Genomic DNA, 13,213 nt, shown 5'->3' on the forward strand with positions numbered 1-13,213 from the left:
CAATGAAAAAACAATTACTTGTGCTTTTGGGACTTATGCTTGTCATCTCCATGTTCCTGGCAGCTTGTAGTGGCGGGGATAGTGCAGATCCAGAACCTGGTGATGATCCAGGTACGGAAAATCCCGGCACGGACGACAATGACGATGAAGGAACTAAAGACGATGGTGCTTCAGACTCTGCTCAACACTTACGAGTCAATATTAAGACAGAACCATTTTCACTACACCCAGGTCTAGCAAACGATACGACCTCTGGTAGTGTACTTGCTCAAACATTTGAAGGTTTAACTCGTATCGGTCAAAACGGTGAACCCGAGCCTGCAATGGCAGAGAATATTGAGACAAATGATGACCAATCCGTTTACACATTCACTTTACGTGATGCGAAATGGTCCAACGGGGACCCCGTAACAGCTGAAGACTTTGCCTATGCTTGGAAGTGGGCATTAGACCCGGCGAACGAATCACAATACGCTTATCAACTATATTACATCAAAGGTGCAGCTGCAGCCAACTCAGGTGAAGGCTCCTTGGATGATGTTGGGATTAAAGTCGTGGATCCTAAAACATTAGAAGTAACACTTGAAAATCCAACTCCTTATTTCTTAGAACTTACGGCTTTCTATACCTACTATCCTGTTCATAAAGCAACTGCCGAAGCAAATGCAGACTGGCATACAAATGCCGGCGATCAATACGTATCCAATGGTCCTTTTGTGATGACAAACTGGGATCATGGAAACCAAATTACACTTGAAAAGAATGAAAATTATTGGGATGCAGATACAGTTAAACTGCAAACCGTTGATATGTATATGATTAACGAAGATGCTACAGAGCTTTCGATGTATCAAGGTGGAGAGCTTGACTGGGCTGGAGATCCTTTTGGTTCCGTTCCGGTTGATGCCATTCCATCTCTAAAAGATCAAGGCATCTTAAATACAAAGGCCATTACAGGTGTGTACTGGTACCAATTCAATACAACAGTTGAACCGTTTAATAACGTAAACATTCGTAAAGCATTCACGTATGCCCTAAATCGTAAAGCCATTGTAGAAAACATTACGCTGGGTGGAGAAATTCCAGCAATGGCCATCGTTCCACCATCCATGTTCCCTGAGAACGAAAAGGGCTATTTTGAAGATAATGCTACGGATAAAGCTAAAGAACATCTACAAATGGGTCTAGAGGAGCTTGGACTTAGTGATGTTTCTGAGCTTCCAGACATTACGCTTTCTTATAACACAGATGATACGCATGCCAAGATTGCTCAAGCCGTTCAGCAAATGTGGAAAGAAGCATTGGGCATTGAGGTCGGACTTGAAAATACAGAGTGGCAAGTATACATTGATCAGCTTCATAGTGGAGACTTCCAAGTGGGACGTATGGGCTGGTTAGGAGACTTCAACGATCCGATTAACTTCCTAGAAATCTACCGTGATGCCGATGGTGGTAACAACAACACGTTCTGGGAGGATCCAAATTACAAGCAACTACTCATCGATTCTCAAACAGAAAAAGACGCTGCTGCGCGTGAAGCCATGCTAAAAGAAGCAGAAGAAATCTTCATGGACCAATTGCCAGCTGCACCTGTTTACTTCTACACAAACGTATGGCTACAAGCCGAAAACTTAAAAGATGTAGTTGTATCAGGTCTTGGAGATGTGCAGTTGAAGTGGGCTTATTTTGAATAAATGGTTGTTTAATAGATTGTTTTAATTAGATAGCAAAAACCTATTCAAAGTACAGAGCAGCCCGAATACACGTAGACTCCTGTGGGAATAGCAACCTAGGCGAGACCCCGCAGCGTAGCGAGGAGGCTCGGCGGGCGCCCGCGGAAAGCGAAGTGTATTCGGGCTGCGGTCCCGCTAGAAACCCTATATATTACGACGACTTCGGATATATAACTGTTAAACAACTAGGGTTCAGGTCCTGTCTTAGGTTCTGACCCCTCATTTTTTAAAAGTGAGGTGTTCCAACAATGGCAAAATACTTAATCAAACGCTTACTATTCATTCTCCTCTCTTTATTTATGATCGTCACAGCAACATTTTTTATCATGAGAATGGCACCAGGAAGCCCATTTGCCTCTGAAAAATCACTACCTCCCGAAATCATGGAAAACTTTAATAACAAATACGGATTAAATGATCCCTGGTATGAACAATATTTTCGTTATCTTGGTCAGGTGGCCCAATGGGATTTTGGTCCGTCGATGAAATATAAAGGACAAACTGTAAACTCCATCATTGCAGATGGCTTTACCGTATCTCTCACCTTAGGAGCAGAGGCCCTACTCATTGCGATTGGTGGAGGAATTTTACTTGGAGTCATTGCTGCACTAAGACATAATCGTTGGCAAGATTATTCCGCCATGGTGATAGCCGTACTCGGAATATCTGTCCCCTCTTTTATATTAGCGGCAGGTTTGCAGTATTATTTTGCCTTTAAGTTAGGCTGGTTTCCAATTGCCCGGTGGGAGAGCTTTATGCACACGATTCTTCCTGCCATTGCATTAGCGGCAACCCCAATGGCTATGATTGCTCGATTAACTCGCTCCAGTATGCTTGAGGTATTGAATCAAGACTACATAAAAACAGCAAAATCAAAAGGGTTGAGCCAAAGAGCCATCACTTATAGACACGCTATTCGAAATGCCCTTCTACCGACCATCACGTATATTGGACTTCTCTTTGCTGGAATTATCACCGGAAGCTTCATTATTGAAAACATTTATGCGATTCCTGGACTCGGAAAGCAATTTGTCGTCAGCATTACCAATCGAGATTATTCCGTCATTATGGGGACAACTGTTTTTTACAGCACCCTCCTTCTCTTCTCCATGTTAATTCTAGACATTATTTATGGATTTATTGATCCACGAATTAAATTAACAAAACCACGGAAAGGAGAAGCATAAATGACAGAACCAAAAATGAATCCAAACCCATTTGATATTGTCGGGGCAAAATCTTCTGACGCCGAGAAAATATCCAAGCCTAGCCTCTCCTTCTGGAAGGATGCTTTTGTTCGTTTTCGTAAAAATAAACTAGCGATGCTGGGCATTATCATGCTCATTCTTCTTATCTTTATGGCTCTGTTTGGTGAAGCTATCTCTGGTCATGATACGGAAAAAACGGACCTATTAAATACAAATAAACCTCCATCCAGTGAACATTGGTTTGGAACCGATGATCTTGGTCGAGATATGTTTGCACGAACATGGGAAGGAGCCAAAATCTCCATTTTCATCGGGTTAGCTGCAGCTCTCATTGACCTTGTGATTGGAGTCCTTTGGGGCGGAATCGCAGGATTAAAAGGGGGAAAAGTCGATGAAGTCATGATGCGGATTGCTGATATTTTATACGGCATCCCTTATTTGCTAGTTGTTATTCTTTTCATCGTCATCTTTGAAAAGGTCAATATATGGACGATGATTATTGCGATGACCATCATCGGTTGGGTCAGTATGGCAAAAATCGTCCGAGGCCAAGTTCTTCAATTAAAAACGCAGGAATATGTGTTGGCTGCCCGTACTTTAGGGGCCAAAACGGGGCGGATTATGTTTAAACATTTAATTCCGAATGCAATGGGCCCCATTATTGTCACCTTAACCTTAACCATTCCAAATGCAATTTTTACAGAAGCCTTCTTAAGCTTCCTTGGACTTGGAATTTCTCCTCCTGTTGCCAGTTGGGGAACGATGGCTGCTGAAGGAGTTAAAGCGATGCAATATTATCCATGGAGACTCTTCTTCCCTGCTGCCTTTATTTGTATCACGATGCTTAGCTTTAATGTAATCGGCGATGGCTTGCGTGATGCATTGGACCCTAAATTGCGCAAATAGGAGGTTCATATAGATGAAAAAACTATTAGAAGTAAAAGACCTACACGTTACTTTTGATATATATGGAGGAAAAGTTCAGGCTGTTCGAGGGGTCTCTTTTGATGTGTATAAAGGAGAAACCCTTGCGATTGTCGGGGAGTCTGGTTCCGGTAAAAGTGTTATGACTCAAGCATTGACGAAGCTCATTCCGATGCCTCCAGGTAAAATTACAGCCGGAGAAGTATTGCTCGAAGGTGTAGATTTAGTGAAAAAATCGGATAAAGAAATGGAAAAAGTTCGTGGGAATGAAATCTCCATGATTTTTCAGGACCCAATGACCTCTTTAAATCCAACTATGAAAATAGGAAAACAAATTACAGAAGTTATTTTAAAACATCACCAAGTTTCTAAAAATGAAGTAAAACAACGGGCCATTAATCTTCTCCAATTAGTCGGTATTCCTTTTGCAGAGAATCGGTTCCATCAGTATCCACACGAGTTTTCAGGTGGGATGCGCCAGCGTGCGATGGTGGCCATTGCACTAGCAGCCAATCCCAAGTTGCTGATTGCAGATGAACCGACGACTGCATTGGATGTAACCATTCAAGCTCAAATCCTAGAGTTAATGAAGGATCTCCAACACAAAACGGAGTCTTCTATTATATTTATTACCCATGACCTCGGGGTAGTGGCAAACGTAGCAGACCGAGTGGCTGTCATGTACGGTGGGCAAATTGTAGAGATTGGTACGGTTGATGAAATCTTTTATGACCCTCGTCATCCGTATACCTGGGGGTTACTTGCTTCTATGCCGAGTCTTGATAGCGATGATAAGTCCGCATTAGCTGCCATCCCTGGTTCACCACCGGATTTAACGAACCCGCCTAAGGGCTGTGCTTTTGCACCAAGAAACCCTTATGCTCTTGCGATTGACTATGAACAAGAACCACCTATGTTTCAAATATCAAACACTCATTTTGCAAAAACTTGGCTTCTCCATCCCAATGCACCTAAAGTGGAACCACCAGAAGCCGTTCAGTTACGAATGCGCTCTATGTCCGGAAACTTTGAATCTCCCGTTTTAGTAAAGGAGGAAAAGTCTAATGACTGAGACTCTACTTGAAATCAAACAGTTAAAAAAATACTTTAACGTAGGAGCTCCAAATGAAGTAAGAGCTGTGGATGATGTATCTTTCTCGATTTTTAAAGGGGAAACATTGGGGCTAGTAGGCGAATCTGGATGTGGAAAATCTACGACTGGTCGAACCATTATTCGTTTGTATGAAGCAACAGGCGGAGAAGTCATTTTTAACGGTCAAAACATACAGCGAGTAAAGTCTCGGAAAAAACAGAGTGAGTTAAACCGAAAAATGCAAATGATTTTCCAGGATCCATATGCATCCCTTAATCCAAGGATGACGGTTGCGGATATTATTTCGGAGGGCATCGATATTCACGGGTTGGTAAAAGGGAAAAAAGCGCGGTTGAAACGAGTTCATGAATTACTTGAGACTGTAGGACTAAATCGAGAACATGCCAATCGATATCCTCACGAGTTCTCTGGCGGCCAAAGACAAAGAATCGGGATTGCTCGTGCACTAGCTGTGGAACCTGAATTTATCATTGCGGATGAACCGATCTCAGCTCTCGACGTTTCGATTCAAGCCCAAGTCGTCAATCTCATGAAACAATTGCAAAAGGAAAAAGGACTTACCTATCTCTTCATCGCACATGATTTGTCCATGGTGAAATATATTAGTGATCGAATTGGCGTGATGTACAACGGGAAGCTAGTCGAGTTAGCACCAAGCGAGGAGCTATACAGAAACCCGCTTCACCCATACACCCAAGCACTGTTATCCGCCATTCCACGTCCAGATCCTGAAGCGGAACGATTTCGAAAAAGAAAAACCTATGACAGTAGTGTTCATTTATATGCTGAGGATGAGAACGTTCAAATGCGTGAAATCACGCCGGGGCATTTTGTGTATTGTTCGGAGGAAGAATTTAAGTCATATTCACGGTTGTAAGAGTTCTAAAACTGAAGAAAGTGGAGGTGGTTGATTGTTATCTCCACTTTCTTTTTCATTTATGATGAAGGTGTTTTCGGCTGGTGACAGGTTCACGTCATTGTAGCCGGACACACGTTCCGTTAATTTGATGAAAATGCCGGTTTATGAGGTTTGAACGGACTCACGTTCCGCTATTCGCTCATTTTGGGGAATTTTGGGGCTGCTTTTAGCCAAATAGCGGATTCTCTGTCCGCTTAACCCTTGGAAACCCGCTTTTTTTGGCAAATAACGGATCTCCTGTCCGCTCAAATTTTTCGCCGGACACAGGTTCCGTTATTTTTATGAAAATGCCGGTTTTTGAGGTCTGAACGGACACTCGTTCCGCTATCTGCTCATTTTGAGTGCTTTTTGAGCTAATTTTAGCCAAATAGCGGATTCTCTGTCCGCTTAACCCTTGGAAACCCGCTTTTTTCGGCAAATAACGGATCTCCTGTCCGCTCAATTACCGGGCGGGCAGGTTCTTCAATCTATATGCTTTAATTTCGCAGGATTCAACATGATATAGATACCTTGAATTTGATGCGATGAAAAATGAAAAGAGATGACCTGTAAAACTCGCCCGTCTACTCTACTAACAATGCTTGGTTGCCCATTGACCATCTCAATTTCAAACTCGATTGTTTCAGGGCGTTTTGCGTAAATACCTTGCAGGAATAGTAGGACACGATCTCTTGCTAATATTGGGCGGATAGCCGCTTTAACAACGCCCCCTCCATCCGAATATAAGGTAACATCTGGACCAACGTATTGCAGAACTTTCTCCATTTCTCCTAATTCAAACGCCTGAATAAATTCCTCTATTACCCTTCTATTTTCCTTCACCTTAAATTGTGGTGCTTTCTCCATCGTTACTTTTTTCTTAGCCCTTGAAAAAAGCTTGCGACAGTTGACCTCGTTAGTATCAATCAATGATGCGATTTCCGAATAGGAAAGATGAAAACCTTCTTTTAGTAAAAAGACTGCCCTTTCATTCGGTGATAGGACCTCCATCAATTTTAAATATACAAGGCTTAACACATCTTTGTTTTCTATACTCTTCTCGATCTCACTAAAAGCCTCGCCTATGGGTTCAGGTAACCACTCGCCCATATACGTAACCCTTTTCTTCTGAGCCGACCGCAATACATCTATGCAACGGTTTGTAGCCATTTTGCATAAATACGCTTTAATATTTTGAGTGTCGGTCAAGTCCTTTTGTTGAAGGGTAAGAAAGACATCGTGGACGATATCCTCCGCCTCTGAATAGGAGCCCAGCAGTCCATATGAAATGGAAAAAAGCAGAGGCTTTATTGTTTATATAACGATTCGATTTCCATTTGTTTTTTCACCTCGAATGAACTGGCTGATGTCATTCGCCGCATTTCTAGCACTTGAAACAGAAGCATCAGCTAACAATCCTTCACTTATACACCAATCTCCAGCTAGATAAAATCCCTCAATCGCTTGATAAGCTTTTTCTCCAATGCTCGCTGTCGCATGATTGGGGTATCCATAGCTAACCGTTAATTTCGGTAAATACCTTGAAAAAACCTTTCTTTCTCTCCAATTTGGTACAATTTTTTCCAAAAACACTTCCATGTTTTCTTGATTTCCTTCATAGCCAAACAAATGAGCCACATCGTATTGGTCACTTAAATGGGCCGCTTTTGAATGATTGGAATAATAGAGAAACGAATCGGTATCAAAGCCAAAGGAATGGGTGTAGGATGCATCCCTTTTTAGCACTATATCAAGCGATGTACCCTTGACCGGTTCTAGGAGCTTAATTTGCTTAAACTCAGCTGGTCCCTCCATTAGGTTTGACAATAAACCTGGAGGACCTGTGTACAGAATCGTTTTTCCGGTCAACTGTTCTTCCGAATGAAGTGATACATGAAATAATGGAGCATTTCCATCGATTCTAACTACTTTTTCTCCCTTCCAAATGGTTACCCCTTTTCTAATTGCCTTTTCCACCAATTGTTGAGTAATCGTGTCCCAACCACCGTCTACATACAGAACTCCCTTTTTGGCCAATTGGAGTTGTCGAATAGCAAACGATGCACTCACCTTCTCTTTACAATAGCTTGAGATGGCCAACAAAGCTTGAATTAAGATAGATACTCTTGGAGAAACATGCCGTGATTGGAGCCATTCTGTAAATGTTTGATTCGGTACTCTCCTCCAGTTTATTTTTGTAATGGTTGAATACATTCGTACAAATTCTAATTTTTCCTTCCAACTTAAAATGGAGGATTGGAGGAGCCCTATAGGTGATGATGGAAATTTCGTACCTTGATGATCTAATGTAAGAATGCCTTTTAGCTTTGGTTCGCCTCCTTGTAAAACGACTCCTAACTCATGTAGGATTTTAAACGCTGCTCCTTCCTTATAAAGAGCATGTGGACCTAAATTTAGGTATGAATCGTGAATGAAGGAGGTTGTAGCCCTCCCACCAAGTTTTTTGCCTTTTTCAATGATCAATACCTTATGGCCTTGATCCGCTAAAAGGTTTGCTGCAACCATCCCCGCTAGTCCGCCACCAATGATAATGGAGTCAAACACTTGCTGGGTGTGCTGGTTTTTATTTTTTATGTGCCTTGGTTCCCCTTTTATGTTCAGTGACTCTTCCTCTATGTGCCGTCCTTCTCCTTTTATGTGCTGTGCCTTATCCTCGCTAAATTGCATGCCAATTCCCTCCCGTTTCATTTACCCTCAAGACGAATAACAAGAGCAAAATGTGACGAAAGTTCCTTAATTTCCAAATAAAAAAACTAGCAAGCTCACGTAGCCTCCTAGTTTTTCAACTTTTTATTTTTTAATCGTTCTAATGAGATCCTGGACAATTGGCGTACTGGTAAAACAGCAAAGAAGAAGTTCCCGTTTGATCTAAATCTTTCATATGATCTTTGGAGCGCTTTTTCATCTGAAAAGGCAATTCCCCAATAGTAGTCTTGGAATTCTGTTAGTGGCTGTTTCTTTTTTAATTCCAGTAATAAAGCTTGGGCTTTTTCGTATTGGTGTTGGGCAATGAAGTAGTGAATCTTCTCAGGAATATCATCCGGTTCAGGCTGATCAATTTCCCACAGATTTTTGACGAAGGCAATGCTTTTTTCGTGTTCGTTAATGTAGTGTCTAGCTGCAGCGTTTGGAAGTTGTTTTAATATGTCAATAGAATCCTCCAGCCGTTTAATGGCTTTATCAGGATTTTCATATAAAAATGACATCGCATACCGGTGAAGAATATAAGTATATTTGATTGGGAAACAGAGCTTGGCTTCTTCATCATTCAAATATTGTTCACCAATTTTTCTTACTTTCCCCACCAGATTAAGCCGGAGCATACTATAAACGGTACTACTGTGTAGTCTGGTCTGAAGGGCATTTCTAATATATTCATTCTCTACTTTCTCCAGTTGTGGAGATACATCATCGTATAACTTATCAATAGACATGTTGGCTTCAAGATCCGTTAAAATATAGGCTCTTAACGTCTCCAAAAGGATCTGCATTTCAGTACTTTTTAGAGTTGCTTTCTTTGTGTTATAAAAGAAGTCGTCTTCCCTGATTTTGTCACGATTGTGAAGGAACGTATACATTTCTGCCCATTCTTGAACGATAGAATCAGAGGAGGTGTTTCCTTTTTCAATCAATTTGTTCAGCAGTTCTATCTCACCCATTTGGCTTGTTAGCTCCATCGCATATAAAATGTTCGGAGCGGTATAAAGCGTTTCGGCATAAGTAGAAAAAATAGCTTTCTGCTTCTCATAGTCCTGATAATTCTGACGTACTAACAATAAAAAAGGGAAAAATGGAACCTCCTTTTCCCCCGTAAAATATGATCCCACTTCATTCAATGGTATATTTAATTCCTTCGCCCAATCATTGGGAGAGTAATGAAGGTCATATGAAATTTGCAATAATAAGTCCGTGAGCTTCATCATCACGAATCCCCCAATATCTATAATCTTCTTATCTAAATATTTCGTTATAGAAAATAATTCTCCTCCATGACATTTGGAGTATTTGTGAAAAAATGTTTATATTTTTTTTACTTTTGTACGAGTTTAACCTATCTTTCAAAAAATTAAATTTCCACATACAAAAAAAGGGCGCCTTAGTTAAGACTCGACACCCTTTTTAAAAAGCAATCTTAAAATATAATATGCGCTGCTAACACAATGATTGGTAAGGTGATAGCTGTACGCAGTAAGAAGATGATCACCAAGTCCAAGAAGTTAACGGGAACTTTGGAACCGATTAACAGTCCTCCTACTTCAGACATATAAATCAATTGTGTGACAGATAGTGATGCAATGATAAATAAAGTCATGGAGCTTTCAATCATATCAGCAGCTAATATGGCTGGAAGGAACATATCAGCAAAACCAATTAAAACGGTTTGCGCGGCTTCTGCTGCTTCAGGTACCTGCATCAACTCTAGAATTGGTTCAATTGGTTTACCTATTAGAACAAAGAAATCGGTGTATGTCGCAATGACAAGGGCTAATGTACCAAATGCCATTACGACTGGGATGACACCAATCCACATATCTAGTACATTTTTGATCCCGCCCTGGATTACACTCTTATAGTTTTTCGTTTTAGAGGCTTTATGAGCAGCTTGCGCAATCCCCCATTTAAACATGTTTGTACCATCAGGGATCGTTTCGTCGGGACGCTGTTCTGCCCCTTCGAATACTGTATCTGCTTTTCTAGACAGTGGAGGAATTCTTGGCATAATTAAAGCTGCCACGAACCCTGCTGCCACTATAGTTAAGTAGTAAGGGCCAAATAAATGGGATAAACCAACCGTTTCTAAAACGGTAATACTAAATGTAATGGAAACGACCGAGAAAGTGGTACCGATAACGGCCGCTTCTCGTTTGGTATAAAATCCATCTTGATACTGCTTATCTGTTAAAACAATCCCTATCGTTCCGTCTCCTACCCAAGAAGCTAGGGCATCGATTGAAGAACGACCTGGAAGTTTAAATACTGGACGCATCACTTTGATCAACAAAGTACCTACAAATTCAAGGAGACCGAAGTCCAATAATAAAGGCAAAAAGAGTCCCGCAAATAAGAAAATCGTAAATAACGTTACAATTAGGTCTAACACAAGGGCTCCTGTATCTCCAGAATAAATAGCTTCAGGGCCCCATTCATTTACGGTCATTAGGGCAAATACAAACCCTAGTAATCTTACAACCACCCAGAACCAATGAACATCGAATAGAATTTTATATAAAGGTTTTGTTGGTTTTTTTACTTTTGCTAACAACGAGCCAATCCCCGCAATGCCCATAAACAAAGTAGCGATATTTGGAATGGTAACGTATGGGATACTATTGAAAATGACACTATCTCTAAGCCATCCTGCTAGCCAAGCAACCGGAATGGTCATACCGTCCTCTACTGTAATAGGAATCATAAATAAGAAGATCCCTATAATAGATGGAATGATAAAATTTAGGTAGTCACCAATGGAGTAAGCTTTTAGAGATGGGTTTATTTTTTGTTTCTCTAGGTTCTTCTGTTCCAAAACGAGTCTCCTCTCCCATTTTCAGAGTTATAAAATAGTGTTTCCTTATTTTGTATCATTAACCATTACGTTTTACATGATTCAAAGGTCCTTCAAAAACAACAGGGATTATAATACCACCCTATGAATAAAAATACAATACTATTCATTTTTATTTATTTGGTAGATTTATGTATCTTTTCATATAGTCCTTCCACTCCCTCCAACGTAATACACTTTCCTACTTTTTTTAAAATTTATAAATACCCATATTCAACAAAATATGATAAAATTTTCCGAGTCATGATACTTTTTTACTATAGGAGGAGAGAAAATTTTGAGTTTTTGTCGAGAGTGTGGACATGCCTTAAATTCGGACAATCAATTTTGTCCTGAGTGTGGAAAACCAGTAGAAGGTGCAGTTCGAGAAGAGCCTACAGTGGCAGTAACGGTACAAGAAACTACAACGGTTCCAAGGAAGCCTATGTCTAAAAAACAAAAGTTTACATTATTTACAAGCGGAGCTATCATTATCCTTTTAGCCATTACCTATTTTGTTCTGAAACATTTTGCCAGTGTAGACTTCTACTTGGACCAGTTTGAAAAAGCCGTACAACAGGAAGATAAAGATTCCATCGTTCAACTTGTCCATTCTTTCGACTCACGTGTGGATGTCACGGAAGAAAGCGCAAAGGACCTATTGGCGTATTTAAAAAATGATCCTTTTTATAAAAATGAATTGTTTGCTAGCTTAAGAGACCAAGCAGCCGACATAGAAAATGTAGAGATTGAACCATATGTAGATGGTAATGTTCTACTCAAAAAGTCAGGGAAAAAGTTCTTATTCTTTGATAACTATGAAATTCAACTTCTACCATACTTTATTGAGGTAGAAACAAACTATGCGGATGCCTCCATTTTGATTGATGGAAAAGAAGTAGGTAAAAGTGACTCTGATTACTTCTTAAAATCCTATGGTCCATACCTTCCAGGTGAGTATCAAGTAAAGGTTGAATACAAATCAGAATTAGCATCGTTAGACTATGAAACGACTGTCAATCTATTTGAATCTTCTAGCCAAACAAGATATGTAGATATGTGGTTAGAAGGGTATTATCTTGATGTCTATGTTGATGATTATGAAGCTGGTGTCTATTTAGATGGTAATTTCATCGGGACCTATGAAGAACTCGGAAGTATCGGTCCTATTGATATTGACGGTTCCCATACGATTCATGTAGAAAAAGAATTTCCTTGGGGCACTGTTCAAAGTGAGGTCTATGATATAACAGATACATATTATGAATTTTATGTAGACCCGATTACAGATGATTTAAGAACAGAAATAGCCCAAACTATTTATGATTTTGAAGTAAACCGATTCCATTCATTACAAACATTAGATTCATCTGTGATTACCGCATCTGCTGAATATAAAGAAGAACTTGCAAATGAGATTCAATATTATATTGATGATGAATATATGTACTATGGTACAGGCCTTAACAAGGTCACGGTTGACAAAGACTCCCTAAGCACTTATTTTGATGGAGATTACTATGAAATCGAAGCTGCCGGAATGATCGAATGGACTGGAGATATGTACTACATTCCTTCAGTTGAAGAATCAGGACCTGAGTACCTCGAGTCCATAACAACTGAAACACAGGACAACTTGCGGAATTATTTTCTCCTTTACAATCATGGAACAGGAGCATGGGAAGTCGCTGGCCTTAGTTGGTCACCATACTCTAGCTTTGATATAGATGGAGGACTTGTTGTGTTTGATGTGAATCAATAATATAAAAAATA

The 13,213-nt window shown here is 40.2% G+C and carries 11 protein-coding genes; 6 read left to right on the plus strand and 5 right to left on the minus strand.

Translation table 11 applies throughout. The features are described from left to right. The first annotated feature begins 2 nt into the window (after window positions 1-2). From ABDZ91_RS01620 to ABDZ91_RS01640, 5 genes are all read left to right on the plus strand, one after another. Window positions 3-1,694: a peptide ABC transporter substrate-binding protein gene (locus tag ABDZ91_RS01620; protein ID WP_343795733.1), complete on the plus strand. Its 1,692-nt coding sequence runs from the start codon at window positions 3-5 to the stop codon at window positions 1,692-1,694. Window positions 1,695-1,981: 287 nt separating this feature from the next. Beyond that, window positions 1,982-2,920 (plus strand): ABC transporter permease, encoded by a 939-nt coding sequence (locus tag ABDZ91_RS01625; protein WP_343795734.1) that lies wholly within the window; start codon window positions 1,982-1,984, stop codon window positions 2,918-2,920. Then, the gene (locus ABDZ91_RS01630; RefSeq protein WP_343795735.1) at window positions 2,921-3,847 is read left to right on the plus strand and encodes an ABC transporter permease; all 927 of its coding nucleotides are present in this window, start codon (window positions 2,921-2,923) and stop codon (window positions 3,845-3,847) included. A 13-nt stretch (window positions 3,848-3,860) separates the two neighbouring features. Then, complete coding sequence (locus tag ABDZ91_RS01635) at window positions 3,861-4,937, plus strand: ABC transporter ATP-binding protein (protein ID WP_343795737.1); 1,077 nt, start codon at window positions 3,861-3,863, stop codon at window positions 4,935-4,937. Next, window positions 4,930-5,856, plus strand: coding sequence for an ABC transporter ATP-binding protein (locus ABDZ91_RS01640; RefSeq protein WP_343795739.1), 927 nt, complete (start codon window positions 4,930-4,932; stop codon window positions 5,854-5,856). Before ABDZ91_RS01635 ends, ABDZ91_RS01640 begins: the two co-directional genes overlap by 8 nt. Window positions 5,857-6,064: 208 nt before the next feature. Here the strand turns inward: ABDZ91_RS01640 and ABDZ91_RS01645 are convergent, their stop codons facing one another. From ABDZ91_RS01645 to ABDZ91_RS01665, 5 genes are all read right to left on the minus strand, one after another. After that, a complete protein-coding gene (locus ABDZ91_RS01645; RefSeq protein ID WP_343795741.1) occupies window positions 6,065-6,316 on the minus strand; it encodes a hypothetical protein in 252 nt (83 codons plus the stop codon). A gap of 44 nt (window positions 6,317-6,360) precedes the next feature. Further along, the gene (sigJ, locus tag ABDZ91_RS01650; protein WP_343796169.1) at window positions 6,361-7,188 is read right to left on the minus strand and encodes an RNA polymerase sigma factor SigJ; all 828 of its coding nucleotides are present in this window, start codon (window positions 7,186-7,188) and stop codon (window positions 6,361-6,363) included. 3 nt (window positions 7,189-7,191) lie between these two features. Next, window positions 7,192-8,565: a phytoene desaturase family protein gene (locus ABDZ91_RS01655; protein WP_343795742.1), complete on the minus strand. Its 1,374-nt coding sequence runs from the start codon at window positions 8,563-8,565 to the stop codon at window positions 7,192-7,194. A gap of 107 nt (window positions 8,566-8,672) precedes the next feature. Continuing rightward, entirely contained in the window at window positions 8,673-9,821 is a 1,149-nt protein-coding gene (locus ABDZ91_RS01660) for an AimR family lysis-lysogeny pheromone receptor (protein WP_343795743.1), read from the minus strand. Window positions 9,822-10,030: 209 nt separating this feature from the next. Beyond that, the gene (locus tag ABDZ91_RS01665) at window positions 10,031-11,422 is read right to left on the minus strand and encodes a YjiH family protein (protein WP_343795746.1); all 1,392 of its coding nucleotides are present in this window, start codon (window positions 11,420-11,422) and stop codon (window positions 10,031-10,033) included. Window positions 11,423-11,738: 316 nt separating this feature from the next. On the opposite strand from ABDZ91_RS01665, the gene ABDZ91_RS01670 reads away from it, so the two are divergent. After that, a complete protein-coding gene (locus ABDZ91_RS01670; protein WP_343795748.1) occupies window positions 11,739-13,202 on the plus strand; it encodes a zinc ribbon domain-containing protein in 1,464 nt (487 codons plus the stop codon). The last annotated feature ends 11 nt before the right edge of the window (window positions 13,203-13,213 follow it).

The sequence above is a fragment of the Bacillus carboniphilus genome (genome assembly GCF_039522365.1).
Classification (GTDB): Bacteria; Bacillota; Bacilli; order Bacillales; family JC228; genus Bacillus_BF; species Bacillus_BF carboniphilus.